The sequence below is a fragment of the Pseudomonas sp. ADAK2 TE3594 genome, assembly GCF_053628675.1.
Map to the genome: position 1 here is coordinate 1,237,789 of NZ_JBRJGV010000001.1, position 20,217 is coordinate 1,258,005.

The 20,217-nt window shown below is 60.0% G+C and carries 16 protein-coding genes; 11 read left to right on the forward strand and 5 right to left on the reverse strand.

Annotated elements, in window-relative coordinates; genetic code table 11:
• Nucleotides 1-41 precede the first annotated feature (41 nt).
• The 4 genes from pabB to rloA all read right to left on the reverse strand — a co-directional run bounded on the left by pabB (nucleotide 42) and on the right by rloA (nucleotide 4,619).
• Entirely contained in the window at nucleotides 42-1,379 is a 1,338-nt protein-coding gene (gene pabB / locus AB7M22_RS05705; protein ID WP_454185520.1) for an aminodeoxychorismate synthase component I, read from the reverse strand.
• 176 nt (nucleotides 1,380-1,555) lie between these two features.
• Nucleotides 1,556-2,542, reverse strand: coding sequence for an alpha-L-glutamate ligase-like protein (locus AB7M22_RS05710; protein WP_008014103.1), 987 nt, complete (start codon nucleotides 2,540-2,542; stop codon nucleotides 1,556-1,558).
• The gene (rloB, locus tag AB7M22_RS05715) at nucleotides 2,542-4,077 is read right to left on the reverse strand and encodes an osmotic stress tolerance membrane protein RloB (RefSeq protein ID WP_454185521.1); all 1,536 of its coding nucleotides are present in this window, start codon (nucleotides 4,075-4,077) and stop codon (nucleotides 2,542-2,544) included. The genes AB7M22_RS05710 and rloB overlap by 1 nt, the downstream gene beginning before the upstream one ends.
• A gap of 5 nt (nucleotides 4,078-4,082) precedes the next feature.
• Complete coding sequence (rloA, locus tag AB7M22_RS05720) at nucleotides 4,083-4,619, reverse strand: retropepsin-like aspartic peptidase RloA (RefSeq protein ID WP_007902103.1); 537 nt, start codon at nucleotides 4,617-4,619, stop codon at nucleotides 4,083-4,085.
• A gap of 297 nt (nucleotides 4,620-4,916) precedes the next feature.
• Here rloA and AB7M22_RS05725 point away from each other — a divergent pair, with 297 nt between their 5' ends.
• From AB7M22_RS05725 to prpD, 6 genes are all read left to right on the forward strand, one after another.
• The gene (locus tag AB7M22_RS05725) at nucleotides 4,917-5,639 is read left to right on the forward strand and encodes a GntR family transcriptional regulator (RefSeq protein WP_007902102.1); all 723 of its coding nucleotides are present in this window, start codon (nucleotides 4,917-4,919) and stop codon (nucleotides 5,637-5,639) included.
• Nucleotides 5,636-6,526, forward strand: coding sequence for a methylisocitrate lyase (gene prpB, locus AB7M22_RS05730; protein ID WP_007902093.1), 891 nt, complete (start codon nucleotides 5,636-5,638; stop codon nucleotides 6,524-6,526). Before AB7M22_RS05725 ends, prpB begins: the two co-directional genes overlap by 4 nt.
• Before the next feature lie 138 nt (nucleotides 6,527-6,664).
• Nucleotides 6,665-7,792 (forward strand): bifunctional 2-methylcitrate synthase/citrate synthase, encoded by a 1,128-nt coding sequence (prpC, locus tag AB7M22_RS05735; RefSeq protein ID WP_454185522.1) that lies wholly within the window; start codon nucleotides 6,665-6,667, stop codon nucleotides 7,790-7,792.
• 205 nt (nucleotides 7,793-7,997) lie between these two features.
• Complete coding sequence (gene acnD, locus AB7M22_RS05740; protein ID WP_454185523.1) at nucleotides 7,998-10,595, forward strand: Fe/S-dependent 2-methylisocitrate dehydratase AcnD; 2,598 nt, start codon at nucleotides 7,998-8,000, stop codon at nucleotides 10,593-10,595.
• A gap of 52 nt (nucleotides 10,596-10,647) precedes the next feature.
• A complete protein-coding gene (prpF, locus tag AB7M22_RS05745; protein WP_454185524.1) occupies nucleotides 10,648-11,838 on the forward strand; it encodes a 2-methylaconitate cis-trans isomerase PrpF in 1,191 nt (396 codons plus the stop codon).
• A 209-nt stretch (nucleotides 11,839-12,047) separates the two neighbouring features.
• Nucleotides 12,048-13,532, forward strand: coding sequence for a 2-methylcitrate dehydratase (prpD, locus tag AB7M22_RS05750; protein WP_454185525.1), 1,485 nt, complete (start codon nucleotides 12,048-12,050; stop codon nucleotides 13,530-13,532).
• Between the two features lie 134 nt (nucleotides 13,533-13,666).
• On the opposite strand, the gene ppsR is transcribed toward prpD, so the two are convergent.
• Complete coding sequence (gene ppsR, locus AB7M22_RS05755) at nucleotides 13,667-14,485, reverse strand: posphoenolpyruvate synthetase regulatory kinase/phosphorylase PpsR (protein ID WP_007902088.1); 819 nt, start codon at nucleotides 14,483-14,485, stop codon at nucleotides 13,667-13,669.
• Nucleotides 14,486-14,659: 174 nt separating this feature from the next.
• Here ppsR and ppsA point away from each other — a divergent pair, with 174 nt between their 5' ends.
• The 5 genes from ppsA to AB7M22_RS05780 all read left to right on the forward strand — a co-directional run bounded on the left by ppsA (nucleotide 14,660) and on the right by AB7M22_RS05780 (nucleotide 20,217).
• A complete protein-coding gene (ppsA, locus tag AB7M22_RS05760; RefSeq protein WP_454185526.1) occupies nucleotides 14,660-17,035 on the forward strand; it encodes a phosphoenolpyruvate synthase in 2,376 nt (791 codons plus the stop codon).
• 193 nt (nucleotides 17,036-17,228) lie between these two features.
• Nucleotides 17,229-18,218: an alpha/beta fold hydrolase gene (locus AB7M22_RS05765; protein ID WP_454185527.1), complete on the forward strand. Its 990-nt coding sequence runs from the start codon at nucleotides 17,229-17,231 to the stop codon at nucleotides 18,216-18,218.
• A 174-nt stretch (nucleotides 18,219-18,392) separates the two neighbouring features.
• On the forward strand, nucleotides 18,393-18,884 hold the full coding sequence (gene rraA, locus AB7M22_RS05770) for a ribonuclease E activity regulator RraA (RefSeq protein WP_454185528.1): 492 nt from the start codon (nucleotides 18,393-18,395) through the stop codon (nucleotides 18,882-18,884).
• 25 nt (nucleotides 18,885-18,909) lie between these two features.
• Nucleotides 18,910-19,905 (forward strand): zinc transporter ZntB, encoded by a 996-nt coding sequence (locus tag AB7M22_RS05775; RefSeq protein WP_454185529.1) that lies wholly within the window; start codon nucleotides 18,910-18,912, stop codon nucleotides 19,903-19,905.
• Between the two features lie 63 nt (nucleotides 19,906-19,968).
• Nucleotides 19,969-20,217, forward strand: coding sequence for a hypothetical protein (locus tag AB7M22_RS05780; protein WP_008006975.1), 249 nt, complete (start codon nucleotides 19,969-19,971; stop codon nucleotides 20,215-20,217).

A 20,217-nucleotide genomic window follows, 5' to 3' on the forward strand; every position in this document is an offset into this window, starting at 1 on the left:
TCGACACATAACCTGTGGGAGCGGGCTTGCCCGCGATGCTCTTAAAGGTTTTGCAGTGTATCCAGCAACACCTTCACCTTGGTAATCGATTCCTGATATTCCGCCTGCCAGTCCGAATCCGCGACGATCCCGCCACCACCCCAGCAGCACACCTGCCCATCCTTGACCAGCAAGCTGCGAATGGCGATGGAACTGTCCATCTCGCCGCGCACGTCCAGGTACAGCAACGAACCGCAATACAACCCACGACGGGTCGGTTCCAGCTCATCGATGATCTGCATGGCACGAATCTTTGGCGCGCCGGTAATCGAGCCGCCGGGGAAGCTGCCGGCGATCAGGTCCAGCGCATCCTTGTCATCCGCCAGCTCGCCGGTAACGCTGCTCACCAGGTGATGCACGTTCGGGTAGCTTTCCAGACTGAACAACTCCGGCACCCGTACCGAGCCGATACGGCAGGTACGGCCGAGGTCGTTGCGCAGCAGGTCGACGATCATCAGGTTTTCCGCGCGATCCTTGGGGCTGGCCAGCAGTTCGGCGGCGTTCGCGGCATCTTCGGCAGTGGTCAGGCCGCGGGGGCGGGTGCCTTTGATCGGGCGGGTTTCGACGTGGCGCTCGCTGACTTTGACGAAACGCTCCGGCGACAGGCTCAGCACCGCGCCGCCGTCGGGCAGGCTCTGGAAACCGGAAAACGGCGTCGGGCACGCCGCCCGCAGCGCGCAGTACGCGGCCCACGGATCGCCCTGGCATTGCGCGCGAAAGCGCTGGGCGAAGTTGACCTGATAGCAGTCGCCGGCCTGGATGTATTGCTGAATGCGTTCGAAAGCTTGCCGATAGTCGTCGGGGCTCAGGTCGGCGCTCATCGGGCCGTCCAGTTTGAAAGGCTCGATTTGCTTGGTCGCAGGTTGCGTGAACAGTTCGATCAGCCGCTGTCGTTCGCTGTCGATCAACGCCGGGTGGAACACCAGTTGGCTGGTGGCCAAGTGGTGATCGCTGATCAGGGCCCAGTCGTACAGCCCAAAACGTGCGTCGGGCAATTGCAGGTCGTCCCGTGCCTGACTCGGCAGGTTTTCCAGGTGCCGGCCGAAGTCGTAGCTCAGGTAGCCAATCAGGCCGCCGGCGAAGGGCAGGTCAAAAGGAACAGTGGCTTCGCCGAGTCGCGTCAGATTGTCGCGAAGGCGTTGCAGGAAATGGCTGCCACTTTCATCCGGTAATACGGCCAGTTGCTCCAGCGGCCAGGCACTGAGCAGGTCATAACGCCCACGCTCGGCGCTTGGCCGGCCGCTGTCGAGCAGCACGGCACCTGGGGCATGACGAATCGCCGCGAAGTACTCGGCGGGGTTGGCGCGATAGGGCAGCGGGTGTACGGAACAGGTCAACATGGGCGGGGCAAATCAGCCATCGAGGCGGGGGAGCGATTGTAGTCCTCTGCAGGATTTGCTCCTAGAGGGGATGTCGGGGATTGGCAGGTTGAGAGCTTTGTTGCCTGTTAGTCAGTCTTCGCGGGCAAGCCTCGCTCCTACAGGAGCGAGGCGTGCCCGCGAATGTCTGTCTCGGATCAACCCTCAACCGCTGGAATATGCCCAAACATTTCCTGAACGAACTCAACGCGTTCCTGCACCGTTTCGGTTATCCCACGCGCTTTCAATTCTTCCAGTCGCGCTTCGACCGCGTGGGTACGCAACGTCAACCCGCAATCGTTGGCGATCTGAATGTTCAAACCGGGCCGGGCGTTAAGCTCAAGAATCAGCGGCCCTTTCTCTTGGTCGAGCACCATGTCGACACCGATGTAACCCAACCCGCACAGCTCATGGCAGCCGGCGGCGAGCTTCATGAAACCGTCCCAGTAGGGCAGTTGCACGCCGTCCACGGCGTTGGTGGTGTCCGGGTGTTTGTTAATGATGTTGTTCAGCCAGGTGCCGCGCAATGTCAGGCCTGTGGCCAGGTCGACACCGACGCCGATGGCGCCTTGGTGCAGGTTGGCTTTGCCGCCAGACTGGCGAGTCGGCAGGCGCAACATGGCCATCACCGGATAGCCCATCAGCACAATGATGCGGATGTCCGGCACGCCTTCGTAGCTGATGCTTTTGAAGATCTGGTCCGGGGTCACGCGGTATTCGATCAGCGCACGGTCGCGGTGCCCGCCCAGGGAGTACAGGCCGGTGAGGATGCTCGAGATATGGTGCTCGAGTTCCTCATGGTCGATGATCTTGCCGGACACTGTGCGATAGCGCCCCTCGAACCGGTCGGCAACCACAATGATGCCGTCGCCGCCGGCGCCCTGGGCCGGTTTGATCACGAAATCGGTACGCCCGCCGATGATCTCGCCGAGGTTGTCGATTTCCTTCTCGGTGGAGATCACGCCGTACAGCTCCGGCACGTGGATGCCGGCGGCGATGGCGCGCTCCTTGGTGATGATCTTGTCATCGACGATCGGGTACAGGCTGCGCTTGTTGTACTTGAGCACGTAGTCTGCGTTGCGCCGATTGATCCCCATGATGCCCCGGGCCTCAAGGGCTTTCCAGGTCTTCCAGAGACCGAACATCAGGCGTCAACCTTCTTCAGGAAAGCCTTGAAACGCACCAGCTCGGTCAGGCGGTAACCGCGATAGCGACCCATGGCCAGCATGAAGCCCACCAGGATCAGCAGGATCGCCGGGAAGGTGAACACGAAGTACACCAGCTCCGGCACGCTCATGATCAGGTGCGCCAGGGAAGCGGCGAACAGCGTGCCGATCGCCACTTTCATGGCATGGCCGCCACCGCGCTCTTCCCAGGTGATCGACAGGCGTTCGATGGTCATGGTCAGAATCACCATCGGGAACAGTGCCACCGACAACCCGCGTTCCAGGCCGAGTTTGTGGCTGAACAGGCTGATAGCCGCGATCAGCACCACCACGAAGGTCAGCACCACCGACAGCCTCGGCAGCATTTGCAGTTTCAGATGTTCAAGGTAGGAGCGCAGCGACAGCCCCAGCGCCGTAATGATCGTAAACAGCATAATACCAAAGCCGAGCTGGGTTTCCCGGAAGGCGAGGGCGATCAGCACCGGGGTAAAGGTGCCGAGTGTCTGAATGCCGATCAGGTTGCGCAGGATCAGGATCACCAGCACGCCGATCGGGATCATCACCATGATCATGAAGGTCTGCTGGGTTTCCAGCGGCAGGCCGTACAGAGAGTAATCGAGGAAGTTGGCGTCGGAGTTTTCGTCGGTCAGCTTGGCCAGGCGAATGGCGTTCATTTCGCTGTTGTTCAGGCTGAAGGTGACGTTGGCTTTTTTGCCGCCATCGACGGTGATCAGGTTTTCATCGCCCGTCCACCACAGCAAGCGGTCGGTGGGCAGGCCCTGTTCACCGGTTTCCGGGTTGAAGTACAGCCAGTCGGTGCCGTTGAAGCTGCGCAACCAGAGTTCAGGCATTTGCGGCTGATCGGCTACCAGGCGAATGGTGTGGACCTTTTCCACCGGCACGTGGGCGATGGACAGTACCAGTTCGACGATTTTGGCTTTGTTCACGGTGGACGGATCACCGGCCAGCAGCAATTTCACGTTGTCGTCGTTGAGGTTGTTGACGCGCTTGATGGCTTCGCCGATGAAGGTTTCGACGTCGGCCGAGTGTTGGCGGATCGGCGCGAGCAGGGCTTCGGCGGCGATTTTTTCCGGGCCTTCGACGGCGATGCTGTCGCGGAAGGTCGGGCCTTTGATCTTGGATTTTTCGCCGCTGTAGCGCTTGGTCAGCACCAGTCGGTAATAAAGGGTCTGGTTGCCCTTGGCCCGACGCGCTGACCAGGTGACTTTGCGGTTGCCATCGGCACGGTTCACCGCCACGCCGTAATTATTGGAAATGAAACTCTCGTTGAGGCTCACGTAGTCGCGGCTCAGTGGCGGCACGAACATCTGGATCTTGATCGGGTCTTTGGCATTGGCGACGAACTCGACCTTGGCGTCGATGTTCCACAAGTCGTCGGTAGCGTCTTCGGTCACCGGAATTCCGAGCACGAAAATCTGATAGGCCGTAACTGAAATGCCCAGCACCACCAGGATGGCGATCAGCAGTTTCAGATGGAGGGTAAGAGAGCGCATTGGAATTACTCTGCGGTATGTGCGTCGGTGGCGCAGGCGGGTTTGCCAGCAGCGTATTTAAGACTGGGGTCGACCAGCGCATCGAAACGCTTGAGCGCTTCGGAGCCGATCAAGAGCGGGTATTGGAAGGCGCTGCGGTCGGTCAAGTTCACTTCGATGCTGCGTAAAGCCGAACCCATGCAGATATCCAGCTCGATGACCGGACGGGCGGTGTATTTCTTGCCTTCTTCCGGGTCGTAGTCACCGGCCCGGCGCTTGATCTTGCTGACACGGGCCAGCGGTCGTTCGATCGGGTGCGAATGCGCGGCGTCGATAGCCAGATAGAAGCGCACCCACGACTCGCCATTGCGTTTGAAACGTTTGATGTCGCGGGCACTCAGCGAAGCGGTTTTCGCCCCGGTGTCGAGTTTGGCGGCGACTTCCAGGTTGATGCCATCCAGCGAAGCGTACTCATTGAGGCCGTACACAGTCTTTTCCCCTGCTGCGGCGAAACCTGGCAGGCCAAAAAGACAAAGGAATGTGGTGAAGGGCTTGAGTCTCATAAATCCTGATGCGCAGCGGTCCGTTCTTCAATTCAAGGCCCTGGCATTGCTGCACAAGCTCCCTCGTATGCCTATCTGCTTTTTATGACAGGCAATGCAGATGACAAGCAAATGCGGGCGGCATTCTAGCACGGTGGGTTTATGGCGCCAGCGTTGGCCGACGGCTATAACTTGAGGTGTTGCTTCCTTATGGTGCAGAGGGTTATTAGACGATTGTCGACAATATCGAATTATCCTTTGACGTAACCGGCCATATTCGCTAGTTTTTGCGGCATTGGTTTTCAAGGTGTCGACAATATGCTGGATCAACTCGATCCCCCGGTCACAGTTCAGGACGACTCGGAAACACTTTCCGAAAACGTCTTCCGACGCATTCAGGCGGCCATCGTCAAAGGCGAGATCGCCCCGGGCAGCAAGATCTCCGAGCCGGAGCTGGCGCGCACGTACGGCATTAGCCGCGGGCCGCTGCGTGAGGCCATTCACCGTCTGGAAGGCCAGCGCCTGCTGGTTCGCGTGCCGCACGTCGGGGCGCGGGTGGTGTCGCTGAGCCACGCCGAACTGCTGGAACTCTACGAAATTCGTGAATCCCTGGAAGGCATGGCGTGCCGTCTGGCGGCTGAACGCATGACGGTCGAAGAAATCGACGAACTGCGTCGGGTGCTGGAAACCCATGAGCGCGATGCGGCGTTTCAGGCCGGTGTCGGTTACTACCAGCAGGAAGGCGATTTCGACTTTCATTACCGGATCATCCAGGGCAGCGGCAACCGTACCTTGACCCAGATGCTGTGCGGTGAGCTCTATCAGCTGGTGCGCATGTACCGCATCCAGTTTTCCACCACGCCCAATCGGCCGCGCCAGGCGTTTGCCGAACACCACCGAATTCTCGATGCCATCGCCGACCGTGACGGTGAGTTGGCCGAGTTGTTGATGCGCCGTCACATCGGCGCCTCCAAACGCAATATTGCCCGTCACTACCAGGACGGCGCTAACCCGACAGCCACTGAACGAGGTGAGTCATGAGTTCCAACAAGAGCACTCCAGGCCAGCGTTTCCGCGATGCGGTCGCCAGCGAACATCCGCTGCAAGTGGTCGGCACGATCAACGCCAACCACGCACTGCTGGCCAAGCGCGCCGGTTTCAAGGCTATTTACCTGTCGGGTGGCGGGGTGGCTGCTGGCTCCCTGGGCGTGCCAGACCTGGGGATTACCGGTCTGGATGACGTGCTGACCGACGTGCGTCGCATCACTGACGTCTGCGACTTGCCGCTGTTGGTGGACGTGGACACCGGTTTCGGTTCCTCGGCGTTCAACGTCGCCCGTACCGTGAAGTCGATGATCAAGTTCGGCGCGGCGGCGATTCACATCGAAGACCAGGTCGGCGCCAAGCGCTGTGGTCACCGTCCTAATAAAGAGATCGTCTCGCAGCAGGAAATGGTCGACCGCATCAAAGCGGCCGTTGATGCCCGCACCGACGACAGCTTCGTGATCATGGCCCGCACCGACGCCCTGGCGGTGGAAGGTCTTGAGTCTGCGCTGGATCGCGCGGCGGCATGCATCGAAGCCGGCGCCGACATGGTGTTCCCGGAGGCGATCACCGAGCTTGAGATGTACAAACTGTTCGCCAGCCGCGTGAAGGCGCCGATCCTGGCCAACATCACCGAGTTCGGCGCGACGCCGCTGTACACCACCGAGCAGCTCGCTGCCGCCGACGTGTCGTTGGTGCTGTACCCGCTGTCGGCATTTCGTGCCATGAACAAAGCCGCGGAAAACGTCTACACCGCGATCCGCCGCGACGGCACGCAACAGAACGTCATCGACACCATGCAGACGCGCATGGAGCTTTACGATCGCATCGATTACCACACCTTCGAGCAGAAGCTCGATGCGTTGTTTGCGGCGAAGAAGTAATGAAAGCCCTGTAGGAGCGAAGCTTGCTCGCGAAGACGGACTGACATTCAAAATCAATGTCGTCTGAGACACCGCTTTCGCGAGCAAGCTTCGCTCCTACAAGTTTCCCTGACAAATTCAAAAAAATTGGAGACAGCAATGGCCGAAGCAAAAGTACTCAGTGGCGCCGGGCTCCGTGGCCAGGTGGCCGGGCAAACCGCACTGTCCACCGTGGGCCAGTCGGGCGCTGGCCTGACCTATCGCGGCTACGATGTTCGCGAACTGGCGGCTGACGCACAATTCGAAGAAGTGGCTTACCTGCTGCTGTACGGCGAACTGCCGACCAAAGCACAACTGGCTGCCTACACCCAGAAACTGAGCAAGCTGCGCGACCTGCCGCAAGCGCTCAAAGAAGTGCTGGAACGCATCCCCGCCGACGCCCACCCGATGGACGTGATGCGCACCGGTTGCTCATTCCTGGGCAATATCGAGCCGGAGAAAGACTTCTCCGAGCAGCACGATGCCACCGACCGCCTGCTGGCCGCCTTCCCGGCGATCATGTGCTACTGGTATCGCTTCAGCCACGACGGCAAACGCATCAATTGCGTGACCGACGAAGCCTGCATCGGCGGCCATTTCCTGCACCTGTTGCACGACAAGAAACCGAGCGAGTTGCACGTCAAAGTGATGAACGTTTCGCTGATCCTTTACGCGGAACACGAGTTCAACGCCTCGACCTTCACCGCCCGGGTGTGCGCCTCGACCCTGTCGGATCTGTATTCCTGCGTCACGGCGGCCATCGGTTCCCTGCGCGGCCCGCTGCACGGCGGCGCCAACGAAGCAGCGATGGAAATGATCGAGCGCTTTTCGTCGCCGGAAGAGGCGATCAAAGGCACTCTCGGCATGCTCGAGCGCAAGGACAAGATCATGGGCTTCGGCCACGCGATCTATAAGGACAACGATCCGCGCAACGAGGTGATCAAGGCCTGGTCGAAAAAACTCGCTGACGAAGTGGGCGACACGGTGCTGTTTCCGGTATCTGAAGCCATCGACAAGACCATGTGGGAGCAGAAAAAACTGTTCCCGAACGCCGACTTCTACCATGCGTCGACGTACCACTTCATGGGCATTCCGACCAAGTTGTTCACGCCGATCTTCGTCTGCTCGCGCCTGACCGGCTGGGCGGCCCATGTGTTCGAACAACGTGCCAACAACCGCATCATCCGCCCGAGCGCCGAATACGTCGGCGTCGAACAGCGCAAATTCGTGCCAATCGAACAACGCTGACTGGGAGGGCGCCGGTAATGGTTGCTGGGCAAAACGAATAACCCTGTGGGAGCGGGCTTGCCCGCGATAGCGGTGGGTCAGTCGACATCTTTGTCGGATGTGACCCAGTCATCGCGGGCAAGCCCGCTCCCACAGTGGCTCGGTTTTGCTTCAAAAGCTGCGCCAGGCGCCCACCCTTTGTAACCACCGTGACCGAGTCCTGACGATGAACACTGAATTCCGCAAACCGCTGCCCGGCAGCCATCTGGATTATTTCGACGTCCGCGCGGCGGTCGAGGCCATTCAGCCCGGCGCCTACGACACTCTGCCGTACACCTCCCGCGTGCTGGCGGAAAACCTTGTGCGTCGCTGCGACCCGGCCACGCTCACCGAATCCCTGAAGCAATTCATCGAGCGCAAACGCGACCTCGATTTCCCATGGTTCCCGGCCCGCGTGGTGTGCCATGACATTCTTGGCCAGACCGCGCTGGTCGACCTTGCCGGCCTGCGTGATGCCATCGCCCTGCAAGGCGGCGATCCGGCGCAAGTGAACCCGGTGGTGCCGACTCAGTTGATCGTCGACCACTCGCTGGCCGTTGAACGCGGTGGCTTCGATCCCGAGGCGTTCGAGAAGAACCGCGCCATTGAAGACCGTCGCAACGAAGACCGTTTCCACTTCATCAACTGGACTAAAAAGGCCTTCAAGAACGTCGACGTGATCCCGCCGGGCAACGGGATCATGCACCAGATCAACCTGGAGAAAATGTCGCCGGTGATCCAGGTGCGCGACGGCGTGGCGTTCCCCGATACCTGCGTCGGTACCGACAGTCACACCCCGCACGTCGATGCGCTGGGCGTGATCGCCATCGGTGTTGGCGGTCTGGAAGCGGAGAGCGTGATGCTCGGTCGCGCATCGTGGATGCGTTTGCCGGAAAGCGTCGGCGTCGAGCTCACTGGCAAGCTGCAACCGGGCATCACCGCCACCGACATGGTACTGGCGCTGACCGAATACCTGCGCAAACAAAAAGTCGTTGGCGCCTGGCTGGAATTCTTCGGTGAAGGTGCTTCGGCGCTGACCTTGGGCGACCGCGCGACCATTTCCAACATGGCCCCGGAATACGGTGCCACGGCGGCAATGTTCTACATCGACCAGCAGACCATCGACTACCTGAAACTCACCGGCCGTGAAGACGAGCAAGTGCAGTTGGTCGAGAGCTACGCCAAGCAGACCGGCCTCTGGGCCGACAGCCTGAAAGGCGCGCAGTACGAGCGCGGGCTGAGCTTCGACCTGTCCTCGGTGGTGCGCAACATGGCTGGCCCGAGCAACCCGCACGCCCGTGTCGCCACGTCCGATCTCGCCGCCCAAGGCATCTCCGGCCAGTGGGACGACGTGCCCGGCCAGATGCCGGATGGCGCGGTGATCATCGCCGCCATCACCAGTTGCACCAATACCAGCAACCCGCGCAACGTGATTGCCGCAGGCCTGCTGGCGCGCAACGCCAACAAGCTCGGGCTGACCCGCAAGCCGTGGGTCAAATCCTCGCTGGCGCCGGGTTCGAAAACCGTGGCGCTGTATCTGGATGAAGCCGGGCTGACTAAAGAGCTGGAGCAACTTGGCTTCGGCGTCGTGGCCTTCGCCTGCACCACGTGCAACGGCATGTCCGGCGCGCTGGACCCGGTGATCCAACAGGAAATCATCGACCGCGATCTGTACGCCACGGCCGTGCTCTCCGGTAACCGCAACTTCGACGGGCGCATTCACCCGTACGCGAAAAACGCGTTCCTGGCTTCGCCGCCATTGGTGGTGGCTTACGCCATCGCCGGCACCATCCGTTTCGACATCGAGAAAGATGTACTGGGCCTGGACGCGAACGGCAAGGAAATCCGCCTGAAAGACATCTGGCCGAGCGACGAAGAAATCGACGCGGTGGTCAAGACTTCGGTGAAACCGGAACAGTTCCGCCAGGTGTATATCCCGATGTTCGCCATCCACGAAGACACCGGTCCCAAGGTCACGCCGCTGTATGACTGGCGTGAAATGAGCACCTACATTCGTCGTCCGCCTTACTGGGAAGGCGCGCTGGCCGGCGCGCGTCCGCTCAAGGGCATGCGCCCGCTGGCGGTGCTGCCGGACAACATCACCACCGATCACCTGTCGCCTTCCAACGCGATCATGCTCGACAGCGCGGCGGGTGAATACCTGGCGAAAATGGGCCTGCCGGAAGAAGACTTCAACTCCTACGCCACCCACCGGGGCGACCACTTGACCGCGCAGCGCGCGACGTTCGCCAACCCGAAACTGTTCAATGAAATGGTCCGGGAAAACGGCAAGGTCAAGCAGGGTTCCCTGGCGCGGGTCGAGCCGGAAGGCCAGGTCATGCGCATGTGGGAAGCCATCGAAACCTACATGGAGCGCAAGCAGCCGCTGATCATCATCGCCGGCGCCGACTATGGTCAGGGGTCGTCCCGCGACTGGGCGGCCAAAGGTGTGCGTCTGGCGGGTGTGGAAGCGATCGCCGCTGAAGGTTTCGAGCGCATCCACCGCACCAACCTGGTGGGCATGGGCGTGCTGCCGCTGGAGTTCCAGCCGGGCACCGACCGTCACGCCCTGGCCATCGACGGCAGCGAAACCTACGACGTGATCGGCGACCGCACCCCGCGTGCGACGCTAACGCTGGTGATCAATCGCAAGAACGGCGAACGCGTCGAAGTGCCGGTGACCTGCCGCCTCGATACCGCTGAAGAAGTGTCGATCTACGAGGCCGGCGGCGTGTTGCAGCGTTTCGCTCAGGACTTCCTTGAAGAATCGGCGGTTGCCGTTTAACACGACGAGCCGCGCGGGGGGGTAAGCCCCGCGCTGGCCGATAAGGATCTATATGGCTCACACACCCCAGATCAAGATTCCTGCTACCTACATGCGCGGCGGCACCAGCAAAGGCGTGTTCTTCAGCCTGAAAGACCTGCCCGAAGCGGCACAAATCCCTGGGCCTGCTCGCGATGCGTTGTTGCTGCGCGTGATCGGCAGCCCCGACCCTTACGACAAGCAAATCGACGGCATGGGCGGCGCGACGTCCAGCACCAGCAAAACCGTGATCCTGTCGAAAAGCATCAAGGCTGATCACGACGTCGATTACCTGTTCGGTCAGGTCTCCATCGACAAGCCTTTCGTTGATTGGAGCGGCAACTGCGGCAACCTGTCGGCAGCGGTCGGTTCGTTCGCCATCAGCAATGGCCTGGTGGACGCCAGCCGCATCCCGCACAACGGTGTGGCGGTGGTGCGCGTGTGGCAGGCCAACATTGGCAAGACCATCATCGCCCATGTGCCGATCACCAACGGTGAAGTGCAGGAAACCGGCGATTTCGAACTCGACGGCGTGACCTTTCCGGCGGCCGAAGTGCAGCTCGAATTCATCGACCCGGCAGCGGAAGAAGAGGGGGGCGGCGGTTCGATGTTCCCCACTGGCAACCTCGTGGATGACCTCGAAGTGCCGGGCGTCGGTACGCTCAAGGCGACCCTGATCAACGCCGGCATTCCGACCATCTTCGTCAACGCTGAAGACATCGGTTACACCGGTACCGAATTGCAAGGGGCGATCAATGGCGACCTGAAGGCGCTGGCGATGTTCGAAACCATCCGCGCTTACGGCGCGCTGCGCATGGGGCTGATTCAGCACCTGGACGAAGCCGCCAAACGCCAGCACACGCCCAAAGTGGCTTTTGTGGCTCCGCCTGCGGATTACATTGCGTCCAGCGGCAAGGCTATTGCGGCAACCGACGTCGACCTGCTGGTGCGTGCGCTGTCCATGGGCAAACTGCACCACGCGATGATGGGCACGGCAGCGGTGGCCATCGGCACGGCAGCGGCGATTTCCGGCACGTTGGTCAACCTGGCGGCAGGCGGCATCGAACGTAATGCTGTGCGCTTCGGTCATCCGTCCGGCACCTTGCGCGTGGGCGCCGAGGCCAGTCAGGTCAACGGTGAATGGACCGTGAAAAAAGCCATCATGAGCCGCAGTGCGCGGGTGTTGATGGAAGGCTATGTCCGTGTGCCGGGGGATTCTTTCTGACAATTTAGAAGTCACCCAAAACCCTGTGGGAGCGGACTTGTCCGCGATGAGGCCTTCACATTCAACATCTATGTCGGCTGATACACCGCTATCGCGAGCAAGCCCGCTCCCACAGTTAATTGCATTTCAATAACAAGAATGGCGTCACCAACTAAGATTGATCCTGAACCGAGGTCCCATCAACGAACCACTGACCGAGTGAATCGAACATGAGCGCCAACGTCGACCTGAACAACCGCCCCGACTACGACACGGTCCTGCAGGACATCGCCGACTACGTCCTCACTTTCAAAATCGACTCTGGCGAGGCGCTGGATACCGCCCGTAATTGCCTGATGGACACCCTCGGCTGCGGTCTGCTGGCCCTGCGTTTTCCTGAATGCACCAAGCACCTAGGGCCCATCGTCGAAGGCACGGTCGTTCCCTTCGGTGCTCGCGTGCCGGGGACCAGTTACCGTCTCGATCCGGTCAAAGCCGCATGGGACATCGGTTGCATCGTCCGCTGGCTCGATTACAACGACACCTGGCTCGCTGCTGAATGGGGTCATCCGTCCGATAACCTCGGCGCCATTCTTGCGGTGGCCGACCACCTGTCGCAAAAGCGCCTGGCCAATGGCGACACACCGCTGTCCATTCGCGTGGTGTTGGAAGCGATGATCATGGCCCATGAGATTCAAGGCGTGATTGCACTGGAAAACTCCTTCAATCGCGTTGGCATTGATCACGTCATCCTGGTGAAAGTCGCCTCGACCGCCGTCACCGCCAAGCTCATGGGCGCCAATCGTGAGCAACTGCTGTCGGCGTTGTCCCATGCCTTTGCCGACGGCCAGGCGCTGCGCACTTACCGGCATGCGCCAAATGCCGGGTCGCGTAAATCCTGGGCGGCAGGGGACGCGTCCAGCCGTGGCGTGCGTCTGGCGGACATTGCGATACGCGGGGAGATGGGCATTCCCGGTGTACTGACCGCCAGGCAATGGGGGTTCTACGACGTGTTGTTCAGCCACACCAACAACGACCTGGCGCTCAAGCCTGAAGACAAACGTGCCTTCAGCTTTTCCCGGCCGTTCGGCAGCTACGTGATGGAAAACGTGCTGTTCAAGATCAGCTTTCCCGCCGAGTTTCACGCGCAAACTGCCTGCGAGGCCGCCGTCACCTTGCACCCATTGGTCAGGAATCGCCTGCACGAAATTGACAGGATCGTCATCACCACCCACGAATCGGCGATCCGCATCATCTCCAAGGTCGGCCCGCTGGCCAACGCTGCGGACCGCGACCACTGCATCCAGTACATGACCGCCGTCCCCCTGGTGTTCGGTAATCTGGTGGCCGAGCAATACGAAGACGACTTCCACGCGGTGCATCCGATTATCGACGTGCTGCGCGACAAAATGGTCATCGTCGAAGACCCGCGCTTCACCCGCGAATACCTGGAGCCGGATAAACGCTCTATCGCCAATGCGGTGCAGGTGTTCTTCAAGGACGGCTCCAGCACCGAGAACGTGGTGGTGGAGTATCCGATCGGCCATCGCCGTCGCCGCGCCGATGGTATTCCGTTGTTGGAGGACAAGTTCAAGGCGAACCTGGCAACGCGCTTCACGGCTCAGCGCAGTGCCGAGATTTTTGCGTTGTGCAAGGACCAGGCGCGGCTTGAGGAGACGGCGGTGAACCGGTTTGTGGATTTGTTTGTGATCTAGTCACACCGCGTCATCGTTCAATCGCGGGCAAGCCCGCTCCCACAGGTTCTCGATTGTTTGCAAATTTTGCATTCAACACAGATCCCTGTGGGAGCGGGCTTGCCCGCGAAGGCGGTGTAACTGCCGCCGAAAATTTACTTGAACCGCCGCTCCACACCTTTCTCCACCAGAATCTTCGCCGAAATCTCTTCTACCGAAAAATGCGTGGAATTGATGTGGGCAATGTTCTCGCGGCGAAACAGATTCTCCACCTCGCGCACTTCGAATTCGCACTGCGCGTAGCTCGAATAGCGGCTGTTGGGCTTGCGTTCATTGCGGATCGCCGTGAGGCGGTCCGGGTCGATGGTCAGGCCGAACAGCTTGTGATGATGGGCGCGCAGGGCGGTTGGCAGTTGCAGGCGCTCCATGTCGTCTTCGGTCAGCGGGTAATTGGCCGCGCGGATACCGAATTGCATGGCCATGTACAAACACGTCGGGGTTTTGCCGCAACGCGACACGCCTACTAGAATCAGGTCAGCTTTGTCGTAATAGTGCGTGCGGGCGCCATCGTCATTGTCGAGGGCGAAGTTCACCGCCTCGATGCGCTCCATGTAATTGGAGTTGCCGCCGATGGAGTGGGATTTGCCGACGGTGTAGGAAGAATGCTCGGTCAGTTCCTGTTCCAGCGGGGCCAGGAAGGTCGAGAAAATGTCGATCATGAAACCATTCGAGGTCGCGAGGATCTCACGAATGTCCTGATTGACGATGGTGTCGAAAATAATCGGACGAAAACCATCGTTTTCGGCGGCTTTGTTGATTTGTTGTACCATGGCCCGCGCTTTATCCGCGTTGTCGATGTAGGGCCGCGTGATTTTGCTGAAGGTAATGTTTTCGAACTGCGCCAACAGGCTTTGACCGAGGGTTTCGGCGGTAATACCCGTGCCATCGGAGATAAAGAAAGCAGATCGTTTCATTTGCACCTTGGGCCTTAAGCTAGTAACGATTCTTGGATATAGTAGGCGCGATTTGTCGGCCGCCAGTGGCCAGCATTCTCACTTATTTTCCAGGTCCAGGCCATACAGCCGGCAAATGCTCCCCCGAGTCGCCGGCTTCTGAGCTTTTCCAACACAGTTAGTGGAGAGATCACCTTGGTAGAGTACGTAGTTTCCCTCGATAAGCTCGGCGTCCATGATGTAGAGCATGTGGGGGGCAAGAACGCATCCCTGGGCGAGATGATCAGTAACCTTGCAGGTGCCGGTGTATCGGTGCCCGGTGGCTTCGCCACGACAGCTCAGGCATATCGTGATTTCCTGGAACTGAGCGGTCTGAACGATCAGATCCACGCCGCCCTCGACGCGCTGGATGTCGACGATGTCAACGCCCTGGCCAAAACCGGCGCCCAGATCCGTCAATGGATCATGGAAGCCGAATTCCCCGAGAAGCTCAACGCCGAGATCCGCACCGCGTTCGCCACGCTGTCGGCCGGCAACCCTGACATGGCCGTGGCCGTGCGCTCTTCCGCTACCGCCGAAGACTTGCCGGACGCTTCCTTCGCCGGTCAGCAGGAAACCTTCCTGAACATCCGTGGTGTCGAAAACGTTATTCGCGCCGCCAAAGAAGTGTTCGCTTCCCTGTTCAACGACCGTGCGATTTCCTACCGCGTCCACCAGGGTTTCGACCACAAGCTGGTGGCCCTGTCGGCCGGCGTGCAGCGCATGGTCCGCTCCGAAACCGGCACCGCCGGCGTGATGTTCACCCTCGATACCGAATCGGGCTTCCGTGACGTGGTGTTCATCACCGGCGCTTACGGCCTGGGTGAAACCGTCGTACAAGGCGCGGTGAACCCGGATGAATTCTATGTCCACAAAGGCACGCTGGAAGCCGGTCGTCCGGCCATCCTGCGTCGCAACCTGGGCAGCAAAGCCATCAAGATGATCTACGGCGAAGTGGCCACGGCCGGTAAATCGGTCAAGACCATCGACGTGGACAAGGCCGATCGCGCACGTTTCTGCCTGAGCGACGCCGAAGTCAGCGAGCTGGCCAAACAAGCGATGATCATCGAGAAGCACTACAAGTGCCCGATGGACATCGAATGGGCCAAAGACGGCGACGACGGCAAGCTCTACATCGTGCAGGCCCGTCCGGAAACCGTGAAAAGCCGCACCCAGGCCAACGTCATGGAACGTTACCTGCTGAAAGAAACCGGCACCGTGCTGGTGGAAGGTCGCGCCATCGGCCAGCGCATCGGCGCCGGCAAAGTGCGGATCATCAAGGATGTGTCCGAGATGGACAAAGTCCAGCCGGGCGATGTCCTGGTTTCCGACATGACCGACCCGGACTGGGAACCGGTGATGAAGCGCGCCAGTGCCATCGTCACCAACCGTGGCGGTCGGACCTGCCACGCAGCGATCATCGCCCGCGAGCTGGGCATCCCGGCCGTGGTCGGTTGCGGCAACGCCACCCAGCTGTTGAAAGACGGCCAGGGCGTGACCGTTTCTTGCGCTGAAGGCGACACCGGTTACATCTTCGAAGGCGAACTGGGCTTCGACATCAAGAAAAACTCCGTGGATGCCATGCCGGATCTGCCGTTCAAGATCATGATGAACGTCGGTAACCCGGACCGCGCCTTCGACTTCGCGCAGCTGCCGAACGCCGGTGTGGGCCTGGCCCGTCTGGAATTCATCATCAACCGCATGATCGGCGTGCACCCCAAGGCGCTGTTGAACTACGACGGCCTGCCGCAAGAAATCAAGGACAGCGTCGACAAGCGCATCGCCGGTTACGACGATCCGGTCGGTTTCTATGTCGAGAAACTGGTCGAGGGTATCAGTACCCTGGCGGCAGCGTTCTGGCCAAAAAAGGTCATCGTGCGTTTGTCGGACTTCAAGTCCAACGAATACGCGAACCTGATTGGCGGCAAACTCTACGAGCCAGAAGAAGAGAACCCGATGCTGGGCTTCCGTGGCGCTTCGCGTTACATCAGCGAATCGTTCCGCGACTGCTTCGAACTCGAATGCCGCGCCCTCAAGCGCGTGCGCAACGAGATGGGCCTGACCAACGTCGAAATCATGGTGCCGTTCGTTCGCACCCTGGGCGAAGCGAGCCAGGTGGTCGATCTGCTGGCCGAAAACGGTCTGGCCCGTGGCGACAACGGTCTGCGCGTGATCATGATGTGCGAACTGCCGTCCAACGCGATCCTGGCTGAAGAGTTCCTCGAGTTCTTCGACGGCTTCTCTATCGGCTCCAACGACCTGACTCAGCTGACACTGGGCCTGGACCGTGACTCCGGGATCATCGCGCACCTGTTCGACGAGCGTAATCCTGCAGTCAAGAAGCTGCTGGCCAATGCTATTCAGGCCTGCAACAAGGCCGGCAAGTACATCGGCATCTGCGGTCAGGGCCCTTCGGACCACCCGGATCTGGCTAAATGGCTGATGGAGCAGGGCATCGAAAGCGTTTCGCTGAACCCCGATTCCGTACTGGAAACCTGGTTCTTCCTGGCTGAAGGTCAAGCTCCGGCCTGATGGTGTGGACGGGCCGCTCTCTGTGGGAGCGAGCCTGCTCGCGATGGTCGTAAACGATAACGCGTACTTGCTGGATAAACGCGTTGTTCTGGCGTCCTTCGCGAGCAGGCTCGCTCCCACACTGGCCGGCTCTTTTAGATATTCAAGTAGGGCGGGCTCCTCTGGATGCCGCCCTTTTTTGTGCAAGAGCATTATGCAAAGCAGCAGCAACCTATTTCCTGTCGCCCTGATCAGCGCCGAACGGCGCGGTGATCTGAGCGAAGATGTCTATCGTTTGAAACCCGGTAACAGCCCCGACGGCACCGTCGAACTGGCTGTGACGCGCCTCGGTCTGGCCGATGAGCCGGCGGTGCGTGGCGTGCCGGTGATTCTGTTGCACGGCAGCTTTTCCAATCGACGGTTCTGGTTCTCTCCCAAAGGTTTGGGGTTGGGGGCTTATCTGACGCGTCTGGGCTTCGATGTGTGGATCCCGGAAATGCGCGGTCATGGTCTGTCTCAGCGCAATCAGGACTATCGCAAGAACCGCGTCGCCGACTACGCGCGTTACGATTTGCCGGCCATTGGCGCGTTCGTGCGCGAGCAAAGCGGCCAGGTCCCACACTGGATCGGTCATTCGTTGGGTGGCATTACCCTGGCCGCGGCATTGGGCGGTCAGTACCTGGGCGAACCTGCCGTGGCTTCCGCGGCGTTTTTTGGCACGCAGGTCAGCCGCACCTACTGGCCGTTGAAGTTTCCGCCGGTGGAGTGGAGCGGGCGCTTCATCCTCAAGCGGTTTGCCCAACTGTCGGGTTCACGGCTCAAGCGCGGCCCGGAGGACGAGCCGATCGGCCTGGCCCTGGAAAGCATGCGCTGGTACGGGCTGTTCGGCCGTTTTGGCGATGCCGACAAAGACTGGTGGGCGGGTCTGGCCGAGGTTCAGTTGCCAGTGCTGGCCGTGAGCGCCGCGGGTGATCATCAAGACCCGACCTGGGCCTGCCGCAAGTTGTTCGATCAGGTTGGCTCTGAGCACAAGCAATTCATCACTCTTGGCCGCGAGCAAGGCTTTGGCGATAATTTCGGTCATGTGGAAATGCTTGTCAGCAAGTCTGCGCAGACTGAAGTGTGGCCATTGGTGGCGCGTTGGCTGGCAGATCAACAGACGCCTTTGCTGGGTGGAAAGCCGGATTTGGCCGCGGCCGTTTGAACCTGATGCTCTAACAAGGGCATTTCGCTCTGAACGGCTTGCGGCTAAGATATGACGCATTAAGCGGTTCTGGTCACTTTTGGTGATTGACTCGATCGGCGCGTTTGCGGCCGTTCAGCCTTGGCCCGCGTATGCTGCCTACTCGATTGTCTTCCTTTTTACAGGAGTTTCTCGATGAACCATTACCTCACGCCTGACCTGTGCGATGCCTACCCGGAGCTGGTGCAGGTGCTGGAACCGATGTTCAGCAATTTCGGTGGCCGTGATTCTTTCGGCGGCGAAATCGTGACCGTCAAATGTTTCGAAGATAATTCGCTGGTCAAGGAGCAAGTCGCGCTCAAGGGTAACGGTAAAGTGCTGGTGGTAGACGGTGGCGGTTCCCTGCGCCGCGCGCTGTTGGGCGACCTGCTGGCCGAAAAAGCCGCCAGTAACGGTTGGGAAGGGCTGGTGATCTACGGTTGCATTCGCGACGTCGACGTCATCGCGCAAACCGATCTGGGGGTTCAGGCCCTGGCCAGTCACCCGATGAAAACCGACCGGCGCGGTGTGGGTGAACTCAATATTGCCGTGACCTTCGCGGGTGTGACCTTCCACCCGGGGCACTATGTTTATGCGGATAACAACGGCGTGATCATTTCGCCAAGCCCGCTGAAGATGCCTGAATAAAGCGCGTTTCATCAAAGGGGTGAGGATGTTCGAGGAAGAAAACGCGCAGTGGGGGCTGGTGCATGCCCTGGTGCTGGACGGTAAAGGCGGTGCGCGTTCGATAGCCCGGACTGAACTCGATGACTTGCAGTTGCAGGACCATGAAAGCCTGTGGCTGCACTGGGATCGCAGTCACCCGCAAACCCAGACCTGGCTGCGTAAATACAGCGGTCTGAGTGAATTTAGTTGTGACCTGTTGCTGGAAGAAAACACCCGGCCGCGTCTTTTGCCGCTGCCGGACTCAGAGCTGTTGCTGTTTCTGCGCGGGATCAACCTCAATCCAGGTGCCGAGCCGGAAGACATGGTCTCGGTGCGGATCTTCGGTTCAGCCCAGCGAGTAATCTCCCTGCGTCTGCGGCCGTTGCGCGCCACCGATGAGTTGCTGGCGCAACTGGCTGAAGGCAAAGGGCCGAAAACCGCCTCCGAACTCATTCTTTATATGGCGCAGTACCTCACTAACAAAGTGCAGGATCTGGTCAGCTGCCTCTCGGAAATCGTCGATGAGGAAGAAGAAAAGCTGGATACCGACGAACGGTATACACCGGAGCATGGGGCCGTTTTGCAGATCCGTCGCAGGGCGGCCGCACTGAAACGTTTTCTGGCACCGCAACGGGATATTTTCGGTCAGCTGACGCGGATAAAACTACCGTGGTTCGCTGAAGACGATGGCGATTACTGGAACGAATTGAACAACAGCCTGACCCGTTATCTCGAGGAGCTGGAATTGACCCGGGAGCGCGTGGGGCTGGTCCTGGAGGCCGAAGACCGGCGTCTGAGCGTGCGGATGAACCGCACGATGTACCGCTTCGGGATCATCACCGGAATTTTTTTGCCGATGAGTTTTCTGACCGGTCTTTTGGGTATCAATGTCGGCGGTATTCCGTTCTCCAGCAGCCCTTATGGCTTCCTGATCGCCTGCTTGCTGGCAGGCTCGGTAGCGCTGGGGCAGTGGTGGCTATTCCGACGTTTGCGCTGGTTCTGATGATGAGTCATGTGACCCGACCAAATTTGACCGCGTCTTTCACAGATATCACGAGAGGTGCGTATGCACGATCCGTTTGAACAGTCTTTGCGTGACATGCTCAAAGCTTCGCCGTCCAGCCGTGACGACGATGCCTGCCTGGGTCGCGTGCTGAAAACCGCCAACCGCCAGGTCGGTGCCGGCGATCTGTTCAGCCTGCTGGGCCGCTGGCTGCCCGCGTTGATGATCGCCCTGAATAACGGATCGGCCCATGTCTCGCCGGTTTCCCGTCTTCGTAAACCTACCGCTCGCACTGCTGATAAGGCTGATTGA

What these genes read in the sequence shown, in the direction of transcription:
- pabB (WP_454185520.1), bottom strand. Translation starts at nt 1,379, where the DNA reads ATGTTGACCTGTTCCGTACACCCGCTGCCCTATCGCGCCAACCCCGCC.
- AB7M22_RS05710 (WP_008014103.1), bottom strand. Translation starts at nt 2,542, where the DNA reads ATGTTCGGTCTCTGGAAGACCTGGAAAGCCCTTGAGGCCCGGGGCATC.
- rloB (WP_454185521.1), bottom strand. Translation starts at nt 4,077, where the DNA reads ATGCGCTCTCTTACCCTCCATCTGAAACTGCTGATCGCCATCCTGGTG.
- rloA (WP_007902103.1), bottom strand. Translation starts at nt 4,619, where the DNA reads ATGAGACTCAAGCCCTTCACCACATTCCTTTGTCTTTTTGGCCTGCCA.
- AB7M22_RS05725 (WP_007902102.1), top strand. Translation starts at nt 4,917, where the DNA reads ATGCTGGATCAACTCGATCCCCCGGTCACAGTTCAGGACGACTCGGAA.
- prpB (WP_007902093.1), top strand. Translation starts at nt 5,636, where the DNA reads ATGAGTTCCAACAAGAGCACTCCAGGCCAGCGTTTCCGCGATGCGGTC.
- prpC (WP_454185522.1), top strand. Translation starts at nt 6,665, where the DNA reads ATGGCCGAAGCAAAAGTACTCAGTGGCGCCGGGCTCCGTGGCCAGGTG.
- acnD (WP_454185523.1), top strand. Translation starts at nt 7,998, where the DNA reads ATGAACACTGAATTCCGCAAACCGCTGCCCGGCAGCCATCTGGATTAT.
- prpF (WP_454185524.1), top strand. Translation starts at nt 10,648, where the DNA reads ATGGCTCACACACCCCAGATCAAGATTCCTGCTACCTACATGCGCGGC.
- prpD (WP_454185525.1), top strand. Translation starts at nt 12,048, where the DNA reads ATGAGCGCCAACGTCGACCTGAACAACCGCCCCGACTACGACACGGTC.
- ppsR (WP_007902088.1), bottom strand. Translation starts at nt 14,485, where the DNA reads ATGAAACGATCTGCTTTCTTTATCTCCGATGGCACGGGTATTACCGCC.
- AB7M22_RS05765 (WP_454185527.1), top strand. Translation starts at nt 17,229, where the DNA reads ATGCAAAGCAGCAGCAACCTATTTCCTGTCGCCCTGATCAGCGCCGAA.
- rraA (WP_454185528.1), top strand. Translation starts at nt 18,393, where the DNA reads ATGAACCATTACCTCACGCCTGACCTGTGCGATGCCTACCCGGAGCTG.
- AB7M22_RS05775 (WP_454185529.1), top strand. Translation starts at nt 18,910, where the DNA reads ATGTTCGAGGAAGAAAACGCGCAGTGGGGGCTGGTGCATGCCCTGGTG.
- AB7M22_RS05780 (WP_008006975.1), top strand. Translation starts at nt 19,969, where the DNA reads ATGCACGATCCGTTTGAACAGTCTTTGCGTGACATGCTCAAAGCTTCG.